Raw genomic sequence first — 23285 nt, forward strand, 5'->3', positions numbered from 1 at the left:
AGCGCCGCGCGGCGCTCTTCAGCTGAAGATCGCCGGCGCCACCTGCACGCAGTTGCGACCCTGGCGCTTGGCTGCGTACAGCGCCTTGTCGGCGCGGGCGATCGCCGCGGCCGGTGCGTCTTCACCGCTTTGGCGTGTGGCGATGCCGATGCTCACCGTCAGCCGCACGCGCTGGCCCTCGTGGCGCACCTCGCAGTTCTCGACCGCGGTGCGCATGCGCTCCCCGATCGCGCGCGCCTCGGCGCCATCGCGCCCGGGCAGCACTGCGATGAATTCCTCGCCGCCATAGCGACCGAACATGTCGGCCTCAGACAGCACGCTGCGCAGCGCCGTCGACACGCCGCGCAGGCAATCGTCGCCGCAGGCATGACCGAAGCGGTCGTTGACCGACTTGAAGTGGTCGAGATCGATGAACAACACCGAGACCGGACGGCCACTGCGCTCTGCATCCGCGAAGGTGCGCTCGATCCAGAGGTCGATCGTCCGACGATTCATCGTGCCGGTGAGCGCATCGATCTCGGCAGAGCGGCGCAGCTTGACCGCGGCCGCGGCCTGGTCGACATGCAGCTGCACCACCCGCGCCAGTTCGCCGATCACCGACATTTCGTCGGTCGTGAAGCCTTCGCCGCCTGCGCGCCGCAACAGCAATACACCCCAGCCCGGCGCGCGCACCTGGAACGGAATCAGCGCTTCCATCGCCACGACCGGCCCGCCCGCGGATGGCCGCACCGGCTGTTGCAACGCCAGGCCGGCGGTCGCCTGGCGGCGCAGGATCAGCCCGCGCCGGTTGATCTCATGTTCGACCGACGGCAATGCGTCTGACGGCTCAACCAGCAGATGGTCGCGGCCCTGATAGCCGCGCAGCACCGCGATACAAGATTCGGTCTGCACCAGTGGCAGCAGATGATCCATCAGCAGGCGGAAGCCCTGCCACGGAATCTCGCCCGGATCGAGACCGTTGAGCTGGGTCTGCAAGGCGGTCGACAGATCCGCGCGCGCGGCCTCGCGGCGCATTTTGCGCTCGGTGTCCTGGCGGGCCAGCCGGTCCTGGTCGCGCTGGTCGCGGTAGTCACCGATGCGATGGGTCAGTGCCAACGCGAGCAGCAGCGCGAACGCGACCGCGGCGCCCTGGTAGCCGTAATGCAGCAACGGGTCTTCCGGGGCCAGGCCATGTCGCGCCAGTGCCACCCACACGCCGGTCAGCACCGTCAGCGCGGTCGCGACCGTCAGCGCCCAGGCCATGGACACGCCACGTCGCGCGGCGTCGACCAGCATGCCGAAGACCGCGGCCCCGGCCACGCTCCAACCCACCGCACTCACGGCCTGGGAGACCTGCGACAGCCACGGCAGATTGAGCAGGAACACCGCCGCCAGCGCGACCAGTCCGATGCCGATGCCGCGCACCAGCCGCGTATGGCGATACGTGCGCCCGCGCATCGCATAAGCCTCGATCAGCCACAGCGCAGCGGCCGCGTGGACCAGCGTCAGTGCCGAAAGACCCTGCAGTTCCCACAGGCCGAAGAAGCGCACGCCCGGCAGCCCGTACAGATGCCCGTTCATCGCCTGCAGCAGCAGCACCAGCGCGACGGTGAAGCCGAAAAAGCCGATGAACAACCGGTCGCGCGACGCGTAAGCCAGCGCCAGTGCCAGCGCGGCCAGCGTCAGAAGGCCGCCGTAGACGGCACCCGCCAGCGCAACGCCGGAGCGTTCGACCCGGCGGATGTCGGTCGCCTGCGCAAGCACCGGTCGCAGGCTGCCGTGTAGCCCGCCTTCGACCTCGGCCTCGATCGCCATGGATCCGTGCGCATTGCGCGGCAGCAGGAACGCGTAACCGGCCGGCAGGATGCCCTCGTCGGCGCCCACGCTGAAGAAGTCGAGCGCCTCGCTGCGCCAGCCATCGGCAGCAACCAGTTGCAGCCGGTTGACCGGCTCGCGCGGGAACCACAGCGCCCAGCGCGTCGTCGCCTCGGCCGGCAATTCGAAGCGCAGCTGGACTACGCCATCCGAAGAGGGCGCGACCTCGACCGGACGAGTTTCGCCGGGCCGCAGCTGGGTGGCGGACACCAGCGCCGCGAACAGGCCCATCAACAGGACAAGACATGCAGCCAGGACCCAGCCGTGGCCGGGCATCGCGCGCGACGCGGTTACCTCCATCGGTACGCCCGCCCGTCGACCGCATGCGATCGCCTTCCGCTCTGTCCGATGCCCCGATGCGCTGAATCGCGCATGCGCCGCCCCCTTGGTCTCACCCTGTCCATCGCAACTCGCGTGCCACGGTTTCCGTACCGTCGTCACAGAATTATGGCAGGAGCCCATCACATAAATCGCAACCACCCCGTCACACTCGACTCGGGCGCGTCGCATTGGGACCGTCCGCTACACTGCACGGCTTTCCCGCCGCCGCCGTCCGAGCCTCCATGTCTTCCGCCGAATCCGATCTTCCCTCGACCGATCCCGCCACCCCGGCACGCCAGGACTTCATCCGGCAGATCGTCCGTGAGGATCTGGCCAGCGGAAAGCACGCCGCGGTGCGCACGCGCTTCCCGCCCGAGCCCAACGGCTACCTGCACATCGGCCACGCCAAGGCGATCTGCCTGGACTTCGGCATCGCCGCCGAGTTCGACGGCCGCTGCAACCTGCGCTTCGACGACACCAATCCGGAGAAGGAAGACCTCGAGTTCGTCCGTGCGATCGAGGACGACGTGCGCTGGCTGGGCTTCGAGTGGTCTGAACTGCGCCACGCTTCGGACTATTTCGACGTCTATTACCGCGCCGCCGAGAAGCTGATCGCACAGGGCGATGCCTTCGTCTGCGACCTCACGCCCGAGCAGATCCGCGAGTATCGCGGCACGCTGATCGAGCCGGGCCGCGATTCGCCGTTCCGCGACCGCGGTGTCGACGAGAATCTCGACCTGTTCCGGCGCATGCGCGCGGGCGAGTTCGCCGACAGCACGCACACGCTGCGCGCGAAGATCGACATGCGCAGCGGCAACATGAATCTGCGCGACCCGGCGCTGTACCGGATCAAGCAGGTCACGCACCAGAACACCGGCGACGCCTGGCCGATCTATCCGATGTACGACTTCGCCCATGCACTGGGCGATTCGATCGAGGGCATCACCCACTCGCTGTGCACGCTGGAGTTCGAGGATCACCGCCCGCTGTACGACTGGGTGGTGGACCGCGTCGACCTGGCCGGCAACCCGGACCTGCTGGCGTCGCTGAGCGAACGCGGGCTGCCGGTCGTCGCCGCCAAGCCGCGCCAGATCGAGTTCTCGCGCCTCAACATCAACTACACGGTGATGAGCAAGCGCAAGCTGACCCAGCTGGTCGGCGAAGGGCTGGTCGACGGCTGGGACGATCCGCGCATGTACACGCTGCAGGGCCTGCGCCGCCGCGGCTACACGCCGGCGAGCCTGCGCTTGCTGGTGGACCGCGTGGGCATCAGCAAGCAGAACTCGGTCATCGATTTCTCGGTGCTCGAAGGCGCGCTGCGCGACGATCTCGACGCCCGCGCGCCGCGTCGCATGGCGGTGGTCAATCCACTGAAGCTGGTGCTGACCAACCTGCCCGACGGCCACGCTGAAACCCTGAGCTTCCCCAACCATCCGAAGGACGAAGCGCAGGGCGTGCGCGAGGTGCCGTTCTCGCGCCAGCTGTGGATCGAGCACGACGATTTCGCCGAAGTGCCGCCGAAGGGCTGGAAGCGGCTGATCCCGGGCGGCGAAGTGCGCCTGCGCGGCGCCGGCATCGTGCGCTGCGACGAGGTGATCAAGGACGAGAGCGGTGCGATCGTCGAGTTGCGCGGCACGCTCGATCCCGAGTCGCGTCCCGGCATGGAAGGCGCGAACCGCAAGATCAAGGGCACGATCCACTGGGTCAGTGCCGCGCATGCGGTCGAGACCGAAGTCCGCCTTTACGACCGGCTGTTCGTGGTCGAGAAACCCGACGACGAGTCGACCGGCAAGACCTACCGGGACCATCTGAATCCCGAGTCCAAGCGCAGCGTGACCGGCTACGTCGAACCCGCCGCAGCATTGGCCGCGCCCGAACAGTCGTTCCAGTTCGAGCGTCTCGGTTACTTCGTCGCCGACCGCGTCGACCACACGGCCGCCAAGCCGGTGTTCAACCGCAGCGTGACCCTGCGCGATACCTGGGCGGCGGACAAAGCTGGCGGCTGACGCTGAGGCGACACGCCCGCGCCGACGCGCGGGCTGATCCACGACCCGCACCGATGCAGTGCGGATCGCTGACCCCGATCCGCACGCCTCCCCGACGCAGACCCGCACCGACGGACAGGATGCCCCGCCGATGACGCTGATCTCGATGCTGCTGTACCTGCTGAACCAGCATCCGTTCTGGATGATCCCGCTGTATCTGGCGTTCGGCATCGGCATGACGATCTGGCGCCGCAACGCAGGCTGGGGCATCGCCACCTTCGTCGCGTGGATGCTGGCGCTGTTCTGCATGCAGTTCGTCAATGCCGCGTTTCTCAATGCGGTGGGCACACGCGGCACCGCGGTGCTGATCGACGCGCGCCAGACCAGCTCCAAGCTCAACGACAACTACGTCTGGAAATACGAGGGCGTGCTGCGCACCGAAGACGGACGCGACGTGACTTTCAGGTTCTCTACCACCACCGCGACCCTCTATCCGCTGCGCAACGCGATCGAGATTCCGCCGCTGGGCCAGCGCTTCGAGGTCAAGTACGTGCCCGGCTTCGCGCGCAATGTGGTGATCCTGACCGCCGCCTCCGAACACGGCCGCGACCTGCAGCGTCGCGAGGACGTGCAGGCCGTCATGCGCGCACGGCGCCAGTACGACGCCAGCCCGACCAACCCGGCCTTCATCGCCGAATACCGGCTGGCGCTGCGGACCTATCTGTCGCAGCACCCCGACGCCGATGCGCCCGACCACGTCCGGTTCCAGCGGGCACTCGACACGCTGGATGCGCTGGAGCGGTAACATCCCCGGCATGATCCGCCTGCGCGCCCTGCCGTTCCGCCTGATGCCTGCCCTGCTGTTGCTGGCACTGGTGGCGTGCGCGGCGCCTGCGCCGTCGGTCGCCGAGGCCGCGCCGCCGCCGAATGCGCCGGTCATCGATCGACCGGTCGCACCGTCGGGCGTGCCGGATCTCGACGCCAGCTGCCGCGTCGACAGCGACTGCGCGGTCAAGAACGTTGGCAGTTGCTGCGGCTACCAGCCGGCCTGCGTCAATGCGAACGCGCAGGTCGATCCGCAGGCGGTGCAGGCCGACTGCGCACGCCGCGGCATCGCCGGGGTCTGCGGATTCGTCGAGATCCAGTCCTGCGCCTGCGTCAACTCGCGCTGCGAGGCGCCCGCGCCGGGCAGCCTGCTGCGCTGATCCCCGCTTCTTTTCCGGAATGTCCAATGCTGTATGCCCAGGTCCACCTGACCCTGCCCGCGTGGGTGCACGAACACGTCGACGTGTCGCGCGACTACGCCGGCGATGACGCCAAGGTCGCACTCGCGATCGATCTCTCGCGGATGAACATCGAGGCGCAGAGCGGTGGTCCGTTCGGCGCGGCCGTGTTCGGCAGCGACGACCGCATCATCGCCGTCGGCGTGAACCGGGTGATGCCGCATACCTGCTCGGTCGCGCATGCCGAAACCATGGCCTACATGCTCGCGCAGCAGCGCCTTCAGACACCCCGCCTCAACGAACGCGGCGGCCCGATCACCCTGGCGACGTCCTCGCAGCCCTGCTGCATGTGCTACGGCGCGACCGTCTGGGCCGGCATCGACCGGCTGCTGATCGGCGCACGCTCGGAAGACGTCGAGGCCCTGACGCCGTTCGACGAAGGCCCCCTGCCCGAAGACTGGATCGGCGCACTGAACCAGCGCGGCATCGAAGTCGTGCGCGACCTGCTGCGCGACGACGCACGCGCAGTGCTGCGCACCTATGGCGAAACCGACGGGGCGAAGTACTGACATGAGCGACATCGATACCGATCACACCGATGCCGTCGCCGAGCCTGCCGACGACGCGACCTCGCCCCTGCATGCGATCAGCGGCCTGCTCTGCTATTGCCGCCCGGGTTTCGAGCCCGACCTCGCCGCGGAACTGACCGAGCGCGCCGCCGGCGTGCATGTCGCCGGCTATGCGCAGACCAAGCGCGGCGACGGCTACGTGCTGTTCCATTCCGACAACGGTCCGTCGCTGACCAGCGAACTGCCGTTCCGCGAGCTGATCTTCGCGCGCCAGAAGATGATGCTGTTGGCCGAACTGCGCGACCTCGATCCGACCGACCGGATCACGCCGATCTTCGAGGTGCTGGCCGGCCGCGGCCGCCACGGCGAACTGATGGTCGAGCATCCCGAATCCGACGAAGGCAAGCAGCTCGCCGGCCTGGCGCGCAGCTTCGCCAACGCGCTGCGCCCGGCCCTGCGCAAGCGCGGCTTCCTGAGCCAGAAGGACGAGACGCGCTTCCCGCGTCTGCACGTGTTCTTCGTCTCGGGCACGCACGCCTACATCGCGCAGTCGGTGGTCGGCGACAGCGCGCCCTGGGCGATGGGCATTCCGCGCCTGCGCACGCACGCCGATGCACCGTCGCGTTCGGCGCTGAAGCTCGAAGAAGCCTTCATGGCGCTGCTGACCGAACGCGAGCGCAATGCCCGCATCAAGCCCGGCATGCGCGCGGTCGATCTGGGCGCTGCGCCCGGTGGCTGGACCTGGGTGCTGACGCGCGAGCACATGCGCGTGGTCGCGGTCGACAACGGCCCGATGCAGGCCGAACTGCTGGAGACCGGCCTGGTCGACCATCACCGCGTCGACGGCTTCCGCTACCAGCCCGTCGGCGCGGTCGACTGGATGGTCTGCGACATGGTCGAGCAGCCGCGCAAGGTCGCCGAGCGCATGGCGACCTGGTTCCGCGAAGGCTGGTGCCGCAACGCGGTCTTCAACCTCAAGCTGCCGATGAAAAAGCGCTGGCAGGAAACGCTGCTGGCCCTGGATCTGTTCGCCAACAACGCCGGCGAGCACGAGAACCTGGTGATCCGCGCGCGTCAGCTCTACCACGACCGCGAAGAGATCACGGTCTACGCCAGCGTGGAATAACCGGAGTCCGTGATGGCTGCAGGCTGGATCACCGTCGTCGCCCCGTACCTGCCGGAAATCGTCCGGCTGGCGCGGCCGATCTTCACCCGCACGCCGCCACCCCTTGTCGATCTGGGACAGCAGCGCCGCAACGACGTGGTTGACGCGCAGATCACCGAGCTGCAGGACGCCGCGAGCCAGAACGCGGACTCGATCGGCAAGCTGGCCGCCGACATGCAGAAGACCATCGAGGCGCTGCAACTGGGCGCGGCACGTGTCGAAAAGCGCCTGCTGCGCGCGCAGGTGCTCGCGGTGGTCGCCAGCACCGTCGCGGTACTGGCCTTCGGCTTGGCCGCCTGGGCGCTCGCACGCTAAACCGGTTCGAGGTCCGTCGCCAGCGCCGCCAGATGGCGCGCAGCGTGCGCGCGGTATGCGAGAGCGCGCGCACGCTATCCGGCGTCAACCGTCGGACCAGAGGCAAGCGCCGTCAGGAACCGTATTCTGCAGCGCCTTCCAGGCACCGCACGCGCTCCGGCTGGCGCGCGCAGCGGCACATCGCATCGGCGCTGACGCAGTCGCCACATCGGCGCGGCATACTGCGCGCGCCCTCACCTCCGGATTGACCCGCATGGCGTCCAGTCTGCTCACCCTGCTCGACGATATCGCCACCGTGCTCGACGACGTGGCCCTGATGACCAAGGTGGCCGCGCGCAAGTCCGCCGGCGTGCTCGGCGACGATCTCGCCCTCAATGCGCAGCAGGTCACCGGCGTGCAGGCCGACCGCGAACTGCCGGTGGTCTGGGCGGTCGCCAAGGGCTCGGCGCGCAACAAGTTGATTCTCGTGCCGGCAGCGCTCGCGATCAGCGCGTGGCTGCCGTGGCTGGTCACGCCGCTGCTGATGGCCGGCGGTCTGTTCCTCTGTTACGAAGGTTTCGAAAAAGTGCTGCACAAGGTGCTGCACAAGGCCGAGGACGATGCTGCCAAGCCGGGGCGCACGGCAGCGCTCGCCGGCGCGGACGTCGATCCGGTGGCGTTCGAGCGCGACAAGATTCGCGGCGCAGTGCGCACCGACCTGATCCTGTCGGCCGAGATCATCGCGATCACCCTGGGCACCGTTGCTGGCGCTGCGTTCGCGACGCAGGTCGGCGTACTGGTCGGCATTTCGGCGCTGATGACGGTCGGCGTGTATGGCCTGGTCGCCGGCATCGTCAAACTCGACGACGCCGGCCTCTACCTGAGCAAGCGCGCGTCCAGCGCCGCGCAGGCGATCGGTCGCGGCATCCTGCGCGTCGCGCCCTGGCTGATGAAGACACTGGCGATCGTCGGCACCGCGGCGATGTTCCTCGTCGGCGGCGGCATCCTGACCCACGGCGTGCACGACGTGCAGACCTGGATCGACGATGCGGCGAGCGGTCTCGGCGCACTGCCGGAAATCGGCATGGTGCTCGGCGCGATGCTGCCGACGGTGATCAATGCCCTGGTCGGCATCGTCGCCGGCGGCATCGTGGTGGGGATCATCGCGCTGATCCGACGCATGCGCGGCAAGCCCGCGCTCGCGCACTGACGGGCGCGCTCAGCAGGGCAGGACGAACGCGCCGAGCCAGATCATCAGGCCGGCGAGCCACAACCCCAGCATCACGACGCAGGCGCCTAGCAGCCACAGCGCGCGCATGCCCGATCGCAATGCACGGGTGCGCCGCCACGTGCACACCGGCGCGGCGAGTCCGATACACACGGCGAGCGCGAGCACGCCGACACCGAGCGCGACGAACCAGCCCGGCTTGACCGATTCGACCGGGCACTGGGTCATCGCGAACGCCGGCGATGCGGCCCACGCCAGCTGCATGGCGACCAGCAATCGGACCGCCCGATTCAAAGTCCCGCCGCCCGCTTCCACAACAGATTGCGCAGCGGCGGCAAGGCCTGCGCGATGCCCAGCGCATGGCTGCGCAGCAGCACCGGCAACAGTGACTCATTCGAGTAGGCGCGGTTGATCGATTCGAAGGCATGGGCAGCGACCGCGCTTTCGCTGCGCCGTGTACGTGCCCAGCGCGCCAGCCGCTGCGGCGCATCCCAGCGCGCGCCGCGACGACGCGCATCGGCCACGCTGTCCGCAAGCCCGATCACATCGCGCAGACCGAGATTCACGCCCTGCCCGGCCAGCGGATGCACGACATGCGCCGCATCGCCCATCACCAGCACGCGACCCTGCAGCTGCGTATCGGCCAGCTGGCGCCGCAATGGAAATGCTGCGCGCGGCGAAACCGGCGTCAGCGTGCCAAGCCGGCAACCGGACGCGCGTGTCACTGCATCTGCAAACGCCGCGTCGTCGAGTTCGCGCATGCGCGTCGCTTCATCGGCGGGCAGCGTCCAGACGATGGAACTGCGGCCCTGTTCGACCGGCAGCAACGCAAGCGGACCGGTGGGCAGGAAACGCTGCCACGCGGTATCGCGATGCGGCTCGCTGCTGTCGAGATAGCCGACCACGCCGGCCTGCGCGTAATCGTGCGCGCGGGTGCCGATACCGGCGAGCGTGCGCAGCGTCGACGCGGCGCCATCCGCGGCGATCGCCAGACGCGCTTCGATCCGGCTGCCCGCGTCGAGGCGCAGGGTCACGCCGTCGGCGTCCTGCTCCAGCGCTTCGACCTGCGCCGGCGCACGCACATCGACACCGGCCGCGGCCAGTCGAGCCCACAGCCGATCGACCAGCAGGCCGTGCTCGACGATCCAGCCGAGTTCGCGCATGCCGAGCTGGTCGGCGTCGAAGACCAGTTCGCTGCCACCGCCCGCATCCCAGACCTGCATGCGCCGGTAGGGATGCGCACGCGCGGCGCGGATGTCGTCCCAGGCACCGACCGAACGCAGCAGGCCGGCGCTGTCGTGCGCGAACGCATAGACCCGCAGATCGGGACTCGCCGCCGACCACGCGGCGGGCGGGCGCGCCTCGACCAGCACCACATCGAGATCCTGTGCGGCCAATGCCAGCGCGCAGGCGGCGCCGACCACGCCGCCGCCGACGATCACGACATCGCGTCGATCACGGCGGCTCACGCGGCGGCTCCCCGGCACAGCGCCGGCACGTCGCCGCGATAACCCATCGCACCGCCGGCGAGCATGGCCTGCAGTGCGGAATCGCGATCGATCGCCAGCAGGCCGAGACTACGCAGCGGCCGCAGCAGGCGCGCGGGATTGGAGGTCACGCGGGCGAGGCCGTCAGAGAACGCGAGGGTGCGGGTGCGATCGTCCGAGCGACGCGCGATGTGACGTTCGAGCAACGCAGTCGCGCCCGGATCGACGGCGCCCGCGATGACTTCGGCCAGGGTGAGCGCATCGCGCAGACCGAGATTGAAGCCCTGGGCGCCGATCGGATGCAGGCTCTGCGCCGCATTGCCGACCAGCACTGCGCGGGTGTCGATACAGCGCGCGGCGACCACGCGCCGCGCTGGGTGGCGACTGCGCGGACCGACCGAGAGGAACCGTCCCGCGCGCCAGCCGAACGCGGCCTGCACGCGCGCGAGAAATGCCACGTCGTCGAGTGCGGCGACCGCTTCGGCCTCGTCGCTGGCGACGCCATGGACCAGGCCGTAGTGCCGGTCGCCACGCGGCAGCAGCGCGGTCGGGCCGGTATCGGTCAATCGTTCGAATGCGCGGCCATCCGGCGCCCGCGCCGCGCGCAGACGCGCGATGAAGAGCGTCTGCGCGTAATCGTGGGTCTCGGCTTCGATACCCAGCGCCTGACGGACCGCACTGTCGACACCATCGGCACCGACCACGAGCCGCGCCCGTACGCGGGTTTCACCGTCCGGCCCGCTGAGACGGACCACACGATGGCCGTCCTCGATGCCGTCGAAACCGGCAAAGCGCGCCGGCCGGTAGCGCACCAGCCGCGGCAGTTCCGCCAGCCGCGCTTCCAGCGCCTCGCCGAAATCGCGCGCGACCACGACCTGCCCGAAGGCCTCGCGTCCGTAATCGGCCGCGGCCAGCTTCACCCGGCCGAAATCGCCGGCGCGGCTGACGTGGATCTCGCGGATCGGGCCGCCGGGCGCGCGCAGCTTCTGCAGCACGCCGAGCGCGGTCAGCGCATTGACCGTGGCCTCGGCAAAGCTGAGGTTGCGCTCGTCGAAGACCGCCGGCATCGACGCCGGCGGCGTGGCTTCGACCAGCGCGGTATCGACCCCCGCGCGGTCCAGCGCAATCGCGAGACTGGCGCCGACCAGGCCACCGCCGACGATGAGGACCGGATGGACCGGCTCTGGATGTGTTTCGACCATGTCCGCGATGATACGCGCCGCCCTCTGCGCCCCGCGCTGCGGCTCCGCTAGAATGCGCGTTCGACCCGACGTTGCACCGGAGCTGTCCGATGACCCTCACCGCCCGCCGCGCCACGATCTTCGCCCTGCTGGCCGCGCTGATGGCCGCGACCCGGCTGCACCACTTCGCCGCGATTCCCGATGCCTCGTGGGCGGTGTTCTTCATCGGCGGGTTCTATCTCGCCAACTGGCAGCGCTGGGCGTTTCCGGCCCTCATGGTGCTAGCGGTCGCGGTGGACTGGTTCGTCATCAGCAGCCAGGGCCTGTCGTTCTGGCAGCACTACTGCGTGTCACCGGCCTACTGGTGCCTGGTGCCGGCGTATTTCGCACTGTGGGCTGGTGGTGGCCTGCTGCGTCGCCACCTGTCGGCCTCCGCCCCGGTCGCGATCGGCCAGTTGGTCGTCGCACTCGTGGCCTCGGTCGCTGTGTGCCATCTGCTGGCGCAGGGCAGCTTCTACTGGATCAGCGCCTCGGTCGCCGATCCCACGGTCGCCGGCTGGTGGAAGAACTACAGCGACTGGCTGCTGCCCTACATGCGCACCGCTGCGCTGTACGTCGGCGCCGCTGCGATGGCCCACGTGCTGCTGACGCGCGTGCTGCCGAAGCCGGCGACCGCCGCGCGTCCGCTGCACGCCGACTGACGCGCTGCGCCGATGGGCAACCGTCTCTCGAAGATCTACACCCGCACCGGCGACGACGGCTCGACCGGGCTGGGCGACGGCGCGCGGGTCGGCAAGGACTCGCTGCGCGTCACCGCCTATGGCACGGTCGACGAGGCGAACTCGACGATCGGCCTGCTGCTGGCCGCCGACGTGCCCGACGACATCCGCAGCCTGCTGACCACCGTGCAGCACCAGCTGTTCGATCTGGGTGGCGAGCTGTGCATTCCCGGTCACGCCGCGATCGAAGACGCCGATATCGAGCGCCTCGAGCAGCAGCTCGACCATTACAACGACGACCTGCCGCCGCTGAAGGATTTCATCCTGCCCGGCGGCGGTGAAGCGGCGGCGCGTTGCCACATCGCCCGTACCGTGGTCCGCCGCGCCGAGCGTGAATCGGTGGCGCTGGCACGGGTCGAGGATGTCCGTCCGCAGGCGGTGCGCTATCTGAATCGACTGTCGGACCTGCTGTTCGTGCTCGCCCGGGTGCTGGCGCGCGCCAGCGGCCACGGCGAGGTGCTGTGGCACCACGAGCGGCGGCGCTGAGCGATGCACCATCCGGTCGGCTTCGGTGGCGGTGATCAGCGGCGGGTGCCGGTGTTCTCGCATCCGAGTCTGCTGGACCACGACACCGGCCCCGGCCACGCCGAGCGCCCAGAGCGCCTGGCCGCCGTCATCGAGGCGCTGCGCGCCGCCTTCCCCGATCTCGATCTACGCCAGTCGCGACCCGCGACCCGCGGCCAGCTGTTGCGCGTCCACGATGCCTCGCTGCTCGCGACCATCCTCGACGCCCAACCGACCGGCCGCATTCCGCTCGACAGCGACACCGTGCTGTCGCCCGGCTCGGCCCAGGCGGCGCTGCATGCGGCGGGTGCGGGCGTCGCCGCGGTCGATGCGGTGCAGGGCGGCAGCGAGCGCCGCGTGTTCTGCGCCGTCCGTCCGCCCGGCCATCACGCCACCGCCGACATCGCGATGGGCTTCTGTCTGTTCAACAACATCGCCGTGGCCGCGGCGCATGCGCTCGACCGTTACGGCCTGACCCGGATCTCGATCGTCGATTTCGACGTGCACCACGGCAACGGCACCCAGGCGATCTTCGAGTCCGAGCCGCGCGTGCAGTACGTCAGCTCGCACCAGATGCCGCTGTTCCCCGACACCGGGCGACGCGACGAGCGCGGGGTCGGCAACATCGTCAATCTGCCGCTCACCGCGGGAACCGGCAGCCGGCGCTTCTGCGACGCCTGGCGCGAACGGGTGTTGCCCGAGATCGACGCGTTCGCGCCGCAACTGCTGATGATTTCAGCTGGCTTCGATGCGCACTGGCGCGATCCGCTGGCCCAGCTGCAGCTCGACGCCGAGGATTTCGGCTGGCTGACCGGCGAACTCGTGGCCCTCGCCGAGCGGCATTGCGATGGACGGATCGTGTCGATGCTCGAGGGCGGATACGACCTCCAGGCGCTGCGCGAAAGCAGTGTCGCGCACCTGCGCGCGCTGACCGGCTGAGCCTGGGCAGACTGACGGCGCAACGCCGCGGAAACCGGCCATCTCGCACGTGAACAGGATAAATCGAAGCCGCATTGCCGCTGCCCGGTGGATCGGTCATGCTGGCGCCCGTTTTTACCGCTGAACGGATCCACCGTGCGCACAGCCCTCCGCTTGCTTCCCCTTCCGTTCTGCATCGCGGTTTCGCTGTCCGCTCACGCCGACGACAGGCTCCGTCCGAACTACTGGGCGCTCTGCCCGATCGAGGATGCGGTGCCCGCCTTCACCGACGCCCAGGCGCCGGTCGGCACGCTTGAACAGCGCGAAGCCCAGCCTACGGATATCGACGGCGACGCCTTCGACGGCCTGGCCGGGGTGGACAGCGACTTCACGGGCAACGTCACTGGCAACGTAACCCTGCGCCGCGGCGACCAGTTCCTCGGCACTGACGATCTGCAGTTCTCGCAGGATGACGGCACCTTCGTCGCCGACGGCAACGTGCGTTACCAGGACCGCGGCATGCGCATCGTGGCCGACCGCGTGGAAGGCGACACGATCGCCGAGTCCTACCGCATGGACAGCGTGCAGTACCAGCTGACCGCGCGCCGCGGCAATGGCGGCGCCGACCACATCCGCATGGACGGCACAGTCGGCGCCCTTCTCGGCTCCACGTATTCGACCTGCCCACCCAGCGACCGCTGGTGGGAACTGAAGGCCGGCCAGATCGATATCGACACCGACATGGGCATGGGCACCGCGCGTAGCGCGACCTTGCGCGTGGGCAAGGTGCCGGTGCTGTACGTGCCGTGGTTCCGCTTTCCGATCGACGAACGTCGCCTTTCGGGCCTGCTGTTCCCGCGCATCTCGCAATCCAGCCGAAATGGCTTCGACTACACCCAGCCGATCTACCTCAATCTTGCACCGCACTACGACATGACATTGGAGCCGCGCTGGATGAGTAAGCGTGGCGTGCAGCTTGGGACAGAGTTTCGGTACCTCAATGGCGGCGGCGGCGGAGAGTTCGATTTCGCCTACCTACCCTCCGATGGCCTGACCCGTGATGACCGCGATATCGAACTCGAGGAAGTGCCTATCGCAGAGAATCGTCGAAAAGACGATCGCTACCTGTTCAATTACATCGGCCGGCAAGCCATTAACCCAAGCTGGCAGGCACGCGCGAACCTGACGAAGATGAGCGATCCTCGCTATCTCGAGGACTTCAGCAACAACATCGACGGCATATCCAGCACATCCACGCGTAGCACGCTGGGTGTATTCGGCCGGGGGCTTTACTGGAACGCCGCCATTGGTGCGGACTACCAACAGCTGACGGACTACACCCTTGCGGAAAGCAGACTGGCGTATCACCGGCTCCCGTACGCGGAGGTCAGCTGGGAACAGCCCGTCGGCAGTCTGTTCGTGGCAGGCCTCGACGCCGAGGCGACCAAGTTCAGCCACCTGGATTCGGATGCACGACCAGGCGGCGCCCGTGTTGACATCAAGCCGTACATCAGCATGCCTTTGGAGGGTGCGAGCTGGTTCGTGCGTCCTACCGTGGCGTGGCGCTATACCGGCTACGACCTGTCGAACGAACTCGCCGAACAGGTCGCCCGCACCAACGGTCTGGGGGCTCCCGACGAGTCGCCCAGCCGTAACCTGCCGATCGCGTCTGTCGATGCCGGCCTCTTTTTTGATCGAAACACCAGCTTCCGTGGCGAACAATTTCTGCACACGCTTGAGCCGCGCGTGTTCTTCCTCCACACCCCGTACCGGGACCAATCCAATCTGCCCGTTTTCGACACGCGTGATCTTACCTTCAGTTGGGGCCAGCTGTTCCGCGACAATCGATTTTCGGGTGCAGACCGCCAAGCCGATGCGAATCAGATCACTCTGGCGACAAGCACGCGCCTGATCCGAGAATCCGATGGAATGGAGAAGCTGTCGGCCAGCGTCGGCCAGATCTTCTATCTGGACGACTCTCGGGTGTCTCTGCCCAACCGGGCGCCGATCGAGCGCGGGCGGTCGGCATGGGTCGCCGATACGACGTACGCGGTCAACGATCGCTGGACCATTGGCGCCAGCTACCAGTGGGATCCCAAGAGCCGGCAGGAGGATCTGGCCAGCCTGCGCACGCGCTATCTCATCGGCGACGAGGGCATCGCGAATTTTTCGTACCGCAGCCGCGGTGACCTGCTCGAACAGGTGGACCTCTCCTTCCTCTATCCGATCTCGCCGGCATGGAGCGTCGTGGGCCGGTATTACTACTCGCTGACCGACAACCGACTGCTCGAAAGCATTGCGGGCTTCCAATGGGACAGCTGCTGCCTAGCCGCCCGTGTCGTCGCACGCCGCTATCTGCGCAATCGCCAAGGCGAGATGAACAACGCCATCATGTTCGAACTTGAACTGAAGGGTCTGGGCTCCGCCGGACCCAACACGGAAGACCGTTTGCGCCGTGCTATTCTCGGTTATTACCGCGATGACCTCTATCTCGTGCCGCCGTCCGAGCTGCGCAACAGCGACGACGATGAGACCCTGACCCCCGGCCTGAGCCAATGAAGACACTGATCTATTCCCTCGCGGCCGCTGCCGCGCTGTTCGCATCGACTGCGCACGCGCAGGACCTGCAGCCGCTGGACCGTATCGCCGCCGTCGTCGATGAGGATGTGATTCTCGCCAGCGAACTCGAGCGGGCGGTCGTCAACATCCGGGGCCAGTACGCGACCCGCCAGGATCAATTGCCGCCGCAGGAAATCCTCGAGCGTCAGGTGCTTGAGCGTCTGATCACGATGCGTCTGCAGACCGCGAACGCCCAGCGCACCGGTGTGCGCGTCAGCGATCAGGAAGTCGATCAGGCCATCGCCGCGATCGCCCAGCAGAACAACTTCACGATGGATCAGCTGCGCCAGCAGCTGGCGGGCGACGGCATGTCGTTCGACGACTTCCGCGCCTCGCTGCGCGAGGAGCTGATGATCCAGCGCATGCGCCAGCGTTTCGCCCAGACCCGCATCTCGGTCAGCGACGCGGAAGTCGATGCGGCGCTGTCGGCCGAAGCGACCGGTGCGCAGTATCGCCTGGCGCACATCCTGGTGGCGCTGCCGGAAGGCGCGACGCCGGAGCAGATCCAGACCGGCCAGCAGAAGGTCGACGGCATCAAGTCGCTGCTCGATCGCAACGAGATGGAATTCTCGGCTGCGGCTGTGCGCTATTCCGACAGCCCGAATGCGCTGGAAGGCGGTGATCTGGGTTGGCGTCGTGCCGACGAGATTCCGACCGCGTTCGCCAGCGCCGTGACCGGCCTGCAGCCGGGTCAGACGATCGGCCCGATTCGCGGCCCGAGCGGCTTCCAGATCCTGCAGCTCGTCGACCGCCGGGAAGCAGCGCAGTCGGCCGATGCCGGCTCGGTCACCGAGTATCAGGCGCGCCATATCCTGATCCGCAGTCAGCCCGGCGACGATGCGGCTGCGAAGGGCCGCGCGGACAGCCTGCGCGCCCGCCTCGTCGGCGGCGCCGACTTCGCCGAAGTTGCGCGTGAGAGCTCGGAAGACAACGCCACCAAGGCCAACGGCGGCGATCTCGGCTGGTTCACCCAGGACGAGTTCGGTCCGGACTTCGGCAGCCAAGTCGCGGCGATCGGCGACGGCGACGTGTCCGAGCCCTTCCGCACCCAGGCCGGCTGGCACATCGTGCAGCGCCAGGCCACGCGCCAGACCGCCGGCAACGACAACAATCGCCGCGCCCAGGCACGCGAGGCCATCGGCCAGCGCAAGCTGGAAGACGAATGGGACCGCTACGTGCGCGAACTGCGTGGCGAAGCCTATGTCAGCGTCCGCGTCGGCCCGAACCGCGATCCCGAGATCGGCAGCGGCGGCTGAGATGCGACCCATCCGGTTGGCGCTGGTCCCGGGCGAACCGGCCGGCGTCGGACCGGAACTCTGTGTGCGAGCCGCCTGGCGCGCCTGGGACTGTGACCTCGTCGCGATCGGCGACGGTCCAACACTGCAACGTGCGGCTGACGCGATCGGCCTGCCGATCGCCTTCACCGATGCCGAGGCCACTAACGTGGCGCCCGGCACGCTACGCCTGATCGAGCTGCCGCACGCCGCGGCCACCGCCTTCGGCACCCCAGATCCGCGCAACGCACGCAGCGTGCTCGATGGCCTGCTGCATGCCGCTGCCGGCTGCCGCGACGGTCGCTTCGACGGCATGGTCACTGGCCCCGTACACAAAGCGGCGATCAATGCCGGCGGCGTGCCCTACACCGGTACCACGGAACTGTTGGCACACGATGCCGGTTGCGATGTGGTGATGATGCTGGCCAACCCGACGCTGCGCGTCGCGCTGGCGACCACGCACCTGCCGCTACGCGCGGTGCCCGATGCCATCACCGCGCCGCTGCTCGAACGCGTCATCGGGATCCTCGACGCCGCACTGCGCACGGACTTCGGCATCGCCGCGCCCCGCATCGCCGTGCTGGGCCTCAATCCGCATGCCGGCGAAGCCGGACATCTCGGACATGAGGAAATCGAGACCATCGCACCTGTGCTGGACCGCCTGCGCGCGCGCGGCCTGCACCTCGAAGGCCCGCTGCCGGCCGACACCGCGTTCCTGCCTGCGCGTCTGGCCAATGCCGACGCGGTGCTGGCGATGTATCACGACCAAGGCCTGCCGGTGCTCAAGTACAGCGGCTTCGAATCCGCAGTGAACCTCACCCTCGGCCTGCCCTACCCGCGAGTCGCCGTCGATCACGGCACCGCACTGGAACTCGCCGGCAGCGGCCGCGCCGATCCGTCGAGCCTGTTCGCTGCGATCACACAGTGCGCCGCGTTGGGCCGCAATCGCAGGCGCGCGTCGTGAGCGCGGACGACACCATCGGCTGGGACGACTTCATGCGCCTCGACCTGCGCGTGGGCCGCGTACTTTCGGCCGAGCCTTTTCCGGAAGCGCGCCGCCCCGCCTACATCCTCCACGTCGATTTCGGCCCCGAGCTCGGCGTGCGCAAGTCCAGCGCGCAGATCACCGCGCACTACTCGCCCGAGGCGCTGGTCGGGCGGCTCGTGGTCGGCGTGGTCAATTTTCCGCCCAAGCAGATCGGCCCGCTGATGTCCGAATGCCTGGTCACCGGCTTCCACGACGCCGACGGCCACGTTCGCCTGTGCATGCCCGATGGTGACGTTGCGCCCGGCACCCGTCTGCTGTGATCTCTCTTTCCATACGCTTTGGCTTGACCACACGATGATGCGTTCCCCTGCCGCGCCCGGCGCCTTCTCCGAGCCGCCGAAAAAATCCCTTGGCCAGAATTTCCTGCACGAGCGCGGTGTCGTGGATCGCATCGTGCTCGCGGTGAATCCGCAACCCGGCGAGCGGCTCGTCGAGATCGGCCCCGGCCAGGGCGCGATGACGTTTCCGCTGCTCAAGCGCCACGGCGCGCTGACGGCGATCGAGTTCGACCGCGATCTGCTCGAGCCGCTGACGCTGCAGGCCGCCGCGCATGGCGAACTGGAGCTGATCCACGCGAACGTGCTCGACGTGGACTTCACCGCGCTGGCGGGCGACGCGCCGATCCGGCTCGTCGGCAACCTGCCCTACAACCTGTCGTCGCCGATCCTGTTCCACGCGCTCGACAATGCGGCGGTCGTCACAGATATGCACTTCATGCTGCAGAAGGAAGTCGTCGAGCGCATGGCGTCCGGACCCGGCAGCAAGGTCTACGGTCGCCTCAGCGTGATGCTGCAGGCCTATTGCGAAGTCACGATGCTGTTCGTCGTCGGCCCGGGCGCATTCCGTCCGCCGCCGAAGGTCGATTCGGCCGTTGTGCGTCTGAAGCCACGTCCGGCCGACACGGTCGGCATCGACGATCCACGTCGCTTCTCCGACATCGTGCGCGCCGCGTTCGGCCAGCGCCGCAAGACGCTGCGCAATGCGCTGTCAACCCTCATGGACAGCGATGCGATCACCGCCGCCGGCATCGATCCACAACTGCGCGCCGAGCAGCTCGCGGTCGCGGATTTCGTGCGCCTGGCGAATCATCCGGTGACAACGTAGTCGATGCATTCATGGCCTGCGGATACACTGTCTCCAGCATGGACGAGACAGCCGACTACACACTCGAGATCCAGATCGCGACGCGCTTCCTCGATGAGGAATCGACGCCCGACGACGATCGCTACGTGTTCGCCTACACCATCCGCATCCGCAACACCGGCCGCCTGCCGGCGCAGCTGATGGGCAGGCACTGGATCATCACCGATGCCAATGGGCAGGTGGAGGAAGTGCACGGCGATGGCGTGGTCGGCGAACAGCCGCGTCTGGAGCCCGGCGAAGCCTTCACCTACACCTCGGGCGCGGTGCTCACGACCGCGGTCGGCACGATGGAAGGCTCGTACGACATGGTCGGCGACGACGGTGCGCAGTTCGATGCGCCGATTCCGCCGTTCACGCTCTCGATTCCGCGAACTCTGCACTGATGGCGGTCTGGGCGATCGGCGATCTGCAGGGCTGCTACGGGCCGACGCAGCGACTGTTGGAGGCAATCCGTTTCGACCCGGCGGTTGACCGTCTGTGGTTCTGCGGCGATCTGGTCAACCGCGGCGGCGAATCGATCGAGACACTGCGGCTGGTGCATTCGCTGCGCGACAACGTGGTCAGCGTGCTCGGCAATCATGACCTCTCGCTGCTGGCCATCGCCGAGCGACGCGAGGAAGACCAGCGCAAGGTCAACGCCGATCTCCAGGGCGTGCTGTTCGCGCATGATCGCGACGTGCTGCTCGACTGGCTGCGCGCGTGTCCGCTGCTGCACGTCGACCGCGAACTCGGCTGGATGATGCTGCATGCGGGGCTCGCGCCGCGCTGGGATGTCGATCTGGCGCAGCGCCACGCGCGCGAGATCGAGAACAAGCTGCGCGGCCCGGGCTACAAGAAACTGCTGCGCAACATGTACGGCGATCGCCCCGCGTGGTCTCCCAACCTGACCGGCTACGACCGCGACCGCGCGATCATCAACGTGTTCACGCGCATGCGCTACTGCTCGCCGCGCGGGCGCATCGCATTCGAAGAAAAGGGCACACCCGGCTCGCAGCAGCCCGGCATCTATCCCTGGTTCGAAGTGCCGGGCCGCGCCGAGCGCGACCTGAAGATCGTCTGCGGGCACTGGTCGACGCTAGGCCTGTTCCTGGGCATGGGCGTGCACGCGCTCGACACCGGCGCGGTCTGGGGCGGCACGCTCACCGCGCTGCAGCTCGACGCTGAAACGCTGCGGCTGGTGCAGGTGCCCGGCCGCGACGTGTCGGGTTTGCCGCCGCGGAAGATCCAGGCCTGACCTCGATGCGGCCAGTGACGCAGCTGGCACTGCTCGTCCTGTTTTCCTGCGCTGCTCTGCAGGTGGCCGCGGCGCCTGCGCTGGTGACTGCCGCGCGCGCGCAGGTCGGTGTGACCGTGCGCTACGACCCGGCCTATGTGCGTCTGTCCTATCCCGGCGGCGACGTGCCCGACAATCGCGGCGTCTGCACCGATGTCATCGTGCGCGCCCTGCGCACGCAGGGCTTGGATCTGCAGCGCGCGATCCATGAGGACATGCGCACCGCGTTCGCCGCGTATCCGCGCGACTGGGGTGCACGCGCGCCCGATCGCAACATCGATCACCGACGCGTGCCCAACCAGATGCGCTGGTTCGAGCGGCAGGGCTGGCAACGCGCGATCGGCGGCAGGTCTGCCGACTTCCAGGCCGGCGACATCGTCGCCTGGCGCCTGCGCAGCGGCCTGCTGCACATCGGCATCGTGTCGGATCGACGCACCACAACGGGCACGCCGCTGATCCTGCACAACATCGCCCGCGGCACGCGCGAGGAGGACCTGCTGTTCGATCACACGATCATCGGCCACTACCGGCCGAGGTTGCCCGCTGTACGCACCGCACGCTGATCAGGCGCGGCGGTACTCGACTAAATCGAAGGCATGCGCATGGCGCGCATCGGCCGCATGCGGGGTGCGCGAGACCTCGCGCCACGTCGCGGCATCCCATGCCGGAAAGAACGCATCCGCGCCGTCGACCACGGTGTCGACGTGGGTCAATTGCAGCACGTCCGCCTGCGGCAGCGTGAGCGTGTAGATCTCGCCGCCACCGATGACGCACAACTCGCCCGCATTCTGCGCGGCTGCCGCGGAGATCGCCTCCTCGAGCGTCGCGACGGCGTGCATGCCCTCGAACGGCACGCGCCCGCTGCGGGTCAGCACCAGATTGGTACGGCCGGGCAGCGCGCGTCCCAGCGATTCCGCGGTGCGTCGCCCCATCAGCACCGGCTTGCCGAGCGTCAGCGCCTTGAAGTGACGGAAGTCGTCGGGCAGACGCCAGGGCATCGCATTGCCGCGGCCAATCGCACGGTGGCGATCCAGCGCCGCGACGAGGACCAGTGCCGGCCGGCTCATTCGGCGTCCAGCGCGTCGCGCAGACGACCATCGGACGCGAAGTCCCAGTCACCACCGAACTCGACGTCGTCGACGCGCCACTGCGCGTTCTCGCAGCGCATCAGCGCATGGTCGCGCCAGCGCGCGTCGCCCTGTCCGGCATAGGTCATCTCGACCGCCACGCGCGTGGGCGCGGCGGGATCGGCCTCTGCCGACAGCACTGCAGTCGGTCCTTCGAACAGGCTGGTGAACAGGCTGCCTTCGATGAAGGGCGGCTTGTCGTCCGGGGACGCTGCGATTCCGGCCTGCTGCCGCACGCGCGCATGCGCGATCGACGCCTGCATTCCGGAGGACAGCAGCGGGCCGAGCGTGCGCATCTCGTCAGCCGAAGGCAGACCGCGGGGATTCAACGCGACGACCTGGCGGTAGAACGTCTCCGCGGCATCGACTGGCGACGCACCTTCGCACGCAGCGGAGGTTGCCGGCTCACCGGCGCCACGTGCCGGCATCTGCTGACAGCCCGCAGCGACCAGCGACACGACGAGACCCAGCGCGATACGCGTGAACTTCATACCGCAATCGGCGCCTTGATCGCCGGCGCCGGATCGTAGCCTTCGATCGCGATGTCGTCGAAGCGGAAGCCGAACAGGTCATTGATGTCCGGATTGAGCCGCAGCGTCGGCAGCGCGCGCGGCGTGCGGGTCAATTGCTCGCGGGCCTGCTCGTAGTGGTTCGAGTACAGATGCGCATCGCCCAGCGTGTGCACGAAATCGCCGACGCCGAGGCCCGTGACCTGCGCGACCATGTGGGTCAGCAGCGCGTAGCTGGCGATGTTGAACGGCACGCCGAGGAAGATGTCGCCGCTGCGCTGGTAGAGCTGGCAGCTGAGCTTGCCGTCGACGACGTAGAACTGGAACAGCGCATGGCAGGGCATCAGCGCCATCTCCGCCAGCTCGCCGACGTTCCAGGCGCTGATCACCAGTCGACGCGAATCGGGATTGCGGCGGATCTCGTCGACCAGCCATTGCATCTGGTCGATCGTGCGTCCGTCAGCCGTCGTCCAGCGCCGCCACTGCTTGCCGTAGACCGGGCCCAGTTCGCCGTCGGCATCGGCCCATTCGTCCCAGATGCTGACCTTGTTGTCGCGCAGGTAGGCGACGTTAGTGTCGCCCTGCAGGAACCACAGCAGCTCGTGGATGATCGAGCGCAGGTGCAGCTTCTTCGTCGTCACCAGCGGGAAACCGGCATTGAGGTCGTAGCGCATCTGCCAGCCGAACACGCTGCGCGTGCCGGTGCCGGTACGGTCGGACTTCTCCGCGCCGTGCTCGAGGACGTGCTGCAGCAGATCGAGGTACTGCTTCATCGCGATCTCCG

Annotated in this window: 25 protein-coding genes; 18 read left to right on the top strand and 7 right to left on the bottom strand. The window is 68.2% G+C overall.

Annotated features, from left to right (window positions below; all coding sequences use genetic code 11):
* Positions 1-18 precede the first annotated feature (18 nt).
* On the bottom strand, positions 19-2154 hold the full coding sequence (locus ACZ9YD_RS01720) for a sensor domain-containing diguanylate cyclase (RefSeq protein WP_465073415.1): 2136 nt from the start codon (positions 2152-2154) through the stop codon (positions 19-21).
* A gap of 263 nt (positions 2155-2417) precedes the next feature.
* Here ACZ9YD_RS01720 and ACZ9YD_RS01725 point away from each other — a divergent pair, with 263 nt between their 5' ends.
* The 7 genes from ACZ9YD_RS01725 to ACZ9YD_RS01755 all read left to right on the top strand — a co-directional run bounded on the left by ACZ9YD_RS01725 (position 2418) and on the right by ACZ9YD_RS01755 (position 8621).
* The gene (locus ACZ9YD_RS01725) at positions 2418-4181 is read left to right on the top strand and encodes a glutamine--tRNA ligase/YqeY domain fusion protein (RefSeq protein WP_465073416.1); all 1764 of its coding nucleotides are present in this window, start codon (positions 2418-2420) and stop codon (positions 4179-4181) included.
* Between the two features lie 130 nt (positions 4182-4311).
* Positions 4312-4965, top strand: a complete 654-nt coding sequence (locus ACZ9YD_RS01730) for a hypothetical protein (RefSeq protein WP_465073417.1) — start codon at positions 4312-4314, stop codon at positions 4963-4965.
* Positions 4966-4975: 10 nt separating this feature from the next.
* On the top strand, positions 4976-5365 hold the full coding sequence (locus tag ACZ9YD_RS01735; protein WP_465073418.1) for a hypothetical protein: 390 nt from the start codon (positions 4976-4978) through the stop codon (positions 5363-5365).
* A 26-nt stretch (positions 5366-5391) separates the two neighbouring features.
* Positions 5392-5952: a nucleoside deaminase gene (locus tag ACZ9YD_RS01740; RefSeq protein ID WP_465073419.1), complete on the top strand. Its 561-nt coding sequence runs from the start codon at positions 5392-5394 to the stop codon at positions 5950-5952.
* Between the two features lie 76 nt (positions 5953-6028).
* Positions 6029-7078: a 23S rRNA (cytidine(2498)-2'-O)-methyltransferase RlmM gene (gene rlmM, locus ACZ9YD_RS01745; protein WP_465073508.1), complete on the top strand. Its 1050-nt coding sequence runs from the start codon at positions 6029-6031 to the stop codon at positions 7076-7078.
* A 12-nt stretch (positions 7079-7090) separates the two neighbouring features.
* Positions 7091-7432, top strand: coding sequence for a hypothetical protein (locus ACZ9YD_RS01750; RefSeq protein ID WP_465073420.1), 342 nt, complete (start codon positions 7091-7093; stop codon positions 7430-7432).
* A 253-nt stretch (positions 7433-7685) separates the two neighbouring features.
* Positions 7686-8621 (top strand): DUF808 domain-containing protein, encoded by a 936-nt coding sequence (locus ACZ9YD_RS01755; RefSeq protein WP_465073421.1) that lies wholly within the window; start codon positions 7686-7688, stop codon positions 8619-8621.
* 9 nt (positions 8622-8630) lie between these two features.
* Here the strand turns inward: ACZ9YD_RS01755 and ACZ9YD_RS01760 are convergent, their stop codons facing one another.
* Genes ACZ9YD_RS01760 through ubiH form a run of 3 tightly spaced genes read right to left on the bottom strand, consistent with a single transcriptional unit; the run spans position 8631 to position 11328 of the window.
* Positions 8631-8903, bottom strand: coding sequence for a hypothetical protein (locus ACZ9YD_RS01760; RefSeq protein WP_465073422.1), 273 nt, complete (start codon positions 8901-8903; stop codon positions 8631-8633).
* A 26-nt stretch (positions 8904-8929) separates the two neighbouring features.
* Positions 8930-10108: an FAD-dependent oxidoreductase gene (locus ACZ9YD_RS01765; RefSeq protein ID WP_465073423.1), complete on the bottom strand. Its 1179-nt coding sequence runs from the start codon at positions 10106-10108 to the stop codon at positions 8930-8932.
* Complete coding sequence (gene ubiH / locus ACZ9YD_RS01770; RefSeq protein WP_465073424.1) at positions 10105-11328, bottom strand: 2-octaprenyl-6-methoxyphenyl hydroxylase; 1224 nt, start codon at positions 11326-11328, stop codon at positions 10105-10107. The genes ACZ9YD_RS01765 and ubiH overlap by 4 nt, the downstream gene beginning before the upstream one ends.
* Positions 11329-11417: 89 nt before the next feature.
* On the opposite strand from ubiH, the gene ACZ9YD_RS01775 reads away from it, so the two are divergent.
* From ACZ9YD_RS01775 to ACZ9YD_RS01825, 11 genes are all read left to right on the top strand, one after another.
* Positions 11418-12008 (top strand): hypothetical protein, encoded by a 591-nt coding sequence (locus ACZ9YD_RS01775; protein WP_465073425.1) that lies wholly within the window; start codon positions 11418-11420, stop codon positions 12006-12008.
* 12 nt (positions 12009-12020) lie between these two features.
* Positions 12021-12572 carry a cob(I)yrinic acid a,c-diamide adenosyltransferase gene (locus ACZ9YD_RS01780; protein WP_465073426.1) on the top strand — a complete coding sequence of 184 codons (552 nt, stop codon included), beginning with the start codon at positions 12021-12023 and terminating at the stop codon, positions 12570-12572.
* Between the two features lie 45 nt (positions 12573-12617).
* A complete protein-coding gene (locus tag ACZ9YD_RS01785; protein ID WP_465073509.1) occupies positions 12618-13529 on the top strand; it encodes a histone deacetylase family protein in 912 nt (303 codons plus the stop codon).
* A gap of 135 nt (positions 13530-13664) precedes the next feature.
* Complete coding sequence (lptD, locus tag ACZ9YD_RS01790; protein WP_465073427.1) at positions 13665-16067, top strand: LPS-assembly protein LptD; 2403 nt, start codon at positions 13665-13667, stop codon at positions 16065-16067.
* Positions 16064-17383 carry a peptidylprolyl isomerase gene (locus ACZ9YD_RS01795; RefSeq protein ID WP_465073428.1) on the top strand — a complete coding sequence of 440 codons (1320 nt, stop codon included), beginning with the start codon at positions 16064-16066 and terminating at the stop codon, positions 17381-17383. The genes lptD and ACZ9YD_RS01795 overlap by 4 nt, the downstream gene beginning before the upstream one ends.
* 1 nt (position 17384) lies before the next feature.
* Positions 17385-18365 carry a 4-hydroxythreonine-4-phosphate dehydrogenase PdxA gene (gene pdxA / locus ACZ9YD_RS01800; RefSeq protein ID WP_465073429.1) on the top strand — a complete coding sequence of 327 codons (981 nt, stop codon included), beginning with the start codon at positions 17385-17387 and terminating at the stop codon, positions 18363-18365.
* A complete protein-coding gene (locus tag ACZ9YD_RS01805) occupies positions 18362-18709 on the top strand; it encodes a tRNA-binding protein (RefSeq protein WP_465073430.1) in 348 nt (115 codons plus the stop codon). Before pdxA ends, ACZ9YD_RS01805 begins: the two co-directional genes overlap by 4 nt.
* 37 nt (positions 18710-18746) lie before the next feature.
* Positions 18747-19553: a 16S rRNA (adenine(1518)-N(6)/adenine(1519)-N(6))-dimethyltransferase RsmA gene (gene rsmA / locus ACZ9YD_RS01810; protein ID WP_465073510.1), complete on the top strand. Its 807-nt coding sequence runs from the start codon at positions 18747-18749 to the stop codon at positions 19551-19553.
* Between the two features lie 38 nt (positions 19554-19591).
* The gene (gene apaG, locus ACZ9YD_RS01815) at positions 19592-19975 is read left to right on the top strand and encodes a Co2+/Mg2+ efflux protein ApaG (protein WP_465073431.1); all 384 of its coding nucleotides are present in this window, start codon (positions 19592-19594) and stop codon (positions 19973-19975) included.
* A complete protein-coding gene (locus ACZ9YD_RS01820) occupies positions 19975-20826 on the top strand; it encodes a symmetrical bis(5'-nucleosyl)-tetraphosphatase (protein WP_465073432.1) in 852 nt (283 codons plus the stop codon). The genes apaG and ACZ9YD_RS01820 overlap by 1 nt, the downstream gene beginning before the upstream one ends.
* 5 nt (positions 20827-20831) lie before the next feature.
* Complete coding sequence (locus ACZ9YD_RS01825) at positions 20832-21428, top strand: DUF1287 domain-containing protein (RefSeq protein ID WP_465073433.1); 597 nt, start codon at positions 20832-20834, stop codon at positions 21426-21428.
* Here the strand turns inward: ACZ9YD_RS01825 and ACZ9YD_RS01830 are convergent, their stop codons facing one another.
* From ACZ9YD_RS01830 to ACZ9YD_RS01840, 3 genes are read right to left on the bottom strand one after another with little or no spacing between them, the layout of a single operon-like run.
* Positions 21429-21932: a dihydrofolate reductase gene (locus tag ACZ9YD_RS01830; protein WP_465073434.1), complete on the bottom strand. Its 504-nt coding sequence runs from the start codon at positions 21930-21932 to the stop codon at positions 21429-21431.
* Positions 21929-22483, bottom strand: coding sequence for a YqhG/Tai3 family protein (locus ACZ9YD_RS01835; protein WP_465073435.1), 555 nt, complete (start codon positions 22481-22483; stop codon positions 21929-21931). The genes ACZ9YD_RS01830 and ACZ9YD_RS01835 overlap by 4 nt, the downstream gene beginning before the upstream one ends.
* The gene (locus tag ACZ9YD_RS01840) at positions 22480-23274 is read right to left on the bottom strand and encodes a thymidylate synthase (protein WP_465073436.1); all 795 of its coding nucleotides are present in this window, start codon (positions 23272-23274) and stop codon (positions 22480-22482) included. The genes ACZ9YD_RS01835 and ACZ9YD_RS01840 overlap by 4 nt, the downstream gene beginning before the upstream one ends.
* Positions 23275-23285 lie beyond the last annotated feature (11 nt).

The sequence above is a fragment of the Luteimonas sp. AC640a genome (assembly GCF_979256585.1).

Excerpts from the sequence above, each read along its gene's own strand:
- ACZ9YD_RS01720 (WP_465073415.1), bottom strand. The coding sequence starts at position 2,154 with ATGGAGGTAACCGCGTCGCGCGCGATGCCCGGCCACGGCTGGGTCCTG.
- ACZ9YD_RS01725 (WP_465073416.1), top strand. The coding sequence starts at position 2,418 with ATGTCTTCCGCCGAATCCGATCTTCCCTCGACCGATCCCGCCACCCCG.
- ACZ9YD_RS01730 (WP_465073417.1), top strand. The coding sequence starts at position 4,312 with ATGACGCTGATCTCGATGCTGCTGTACCTGCTGAACCAGCATCCGTTC.
- ACZ9YD_RS01735 (WP_465073418.1), top strand. The coding sequence starts at position 4,976 with ATGATCCGCCTGCGCGCCCTGCCGTTCCGCCTGATGCCTGCCCTGCTG.
- ACZ9YD_RS01740 (WP_465073419.1), top strand. The coding sequence starts at position 5,392 with ATGCTGTATGCCCAGGTCCACCTGACCCTGCCCGCGTGGGTGCACGAA.
- ACZ9YD_RS01750 (WP_465073420.1), top strand. The coding sequence starts at position 7,091 with ATGGCTGCAGGCTGGATCACCGTCGTCGCCCCGTACCTGCCGGAAATC.
- ACZ9YD_RS01755 (WP_465073421.1), top strand. The coding sequence starts at position 7,686 with ATGGCGTCCAGTCTGCTCACCCTGCTCGACGATATCGCCACCGTGCTC.
- ACZ9YD_RS01760 (WP_465073422.1), bottom strand. The coding sequence starts at position 8,903 with ATGCAGCTGGCGTGGGCCGCATCGCCGGCGTTCGCGATGACCCAGTGC.
- ubiH (WP_465073424.1), bottom strand. The coding sequence starts at position 11,328 with ATGGTCGAAACACATCCAGAGCCGGTCCATCCGGTCCTCATCGTCGGC.
- ACZ9YD_RS01775 (WP_465073425.1), top strand. The coding sequence starts at position 11,418 with ATGACCCTCACCGCCCGCCGCGCCACGATCTTCGCCCTGCTGGCCGCG.
- ACZ9YD_RS01780 (WP_465073426.1), top strand. The coding sequence starts at position 12,021 with ATGGGCAACCGTCTCTCGAAGATCTACACCCGCACCGGCGACGACGGC.
- ACZ9YD_RS01795 (WP_465073428.1), top strand. The coding sequence starts at position 16,064 with ATGAAGACACTGATCTATTCCCTCGCGGCCGCTGCCGCGCTGTTCGCA.
- pdxA (WP_465073429.1), top strand. The coding sequence starts at position 17,385 with ATGCGACCCATCCGGTTGGCGCTGGTCCCGGGCGAACCGGCCGGCGTC.
- rsmA (WP_465073510.1), top strand. The coding sequence starts at position 18,747 with ATGCGTTCCCCTGCCGCGCCCGGCGCCTTCTCCGAGCCGCCGAAAAAA.
- apaG (WP_465073431.1), top strand. The coding sequence starts at position 19,592 with ATGGACGAGACAGCCGACTACACACTCGAGATCCAGATCGCGACGCGC.
- ACZ9YD_RS01820 (WP_465073432.1), top strand. The coding sequence starts at position 19,975 with ATGGCGGTCTGGGCGATCGGCGATCTGCAGGGCTGCTACGGGCCGACG.
- ACZ9YD_RS01825 (WP_465073433.1), top strand. The coding sequence starts at position 20,832 with ATGCGGCCAGTGACGCAGCTGGCACTGCTCGTCCTGTTTTCCTGCGCT.
- ACZ9YD_RS01830 (WP_465073434.1), bottom strand. The coding sequence starts at position 21,932 with ATGAGCCGGCCGGCACTGGTCCTCGTCGCGGCGCTGGATCGCCACCGT.
- ACZ9YD_RS01835 (WP_465073435.1), bottom strand. The coding sequence starts at position 22,483 with ATGAAGTTCACGCGTATCGCGCTGGGTCTCGTCGTGTCGCTGGTCGCT.
- ACZ9YD_RS01840 (WP_465073436.1), bottom strand. The coding sequence starts at position 23,274 with ATGAAGCAGTACCTCGATCTGCTGCAGCACGTCCTCGAGCACGGCGCG.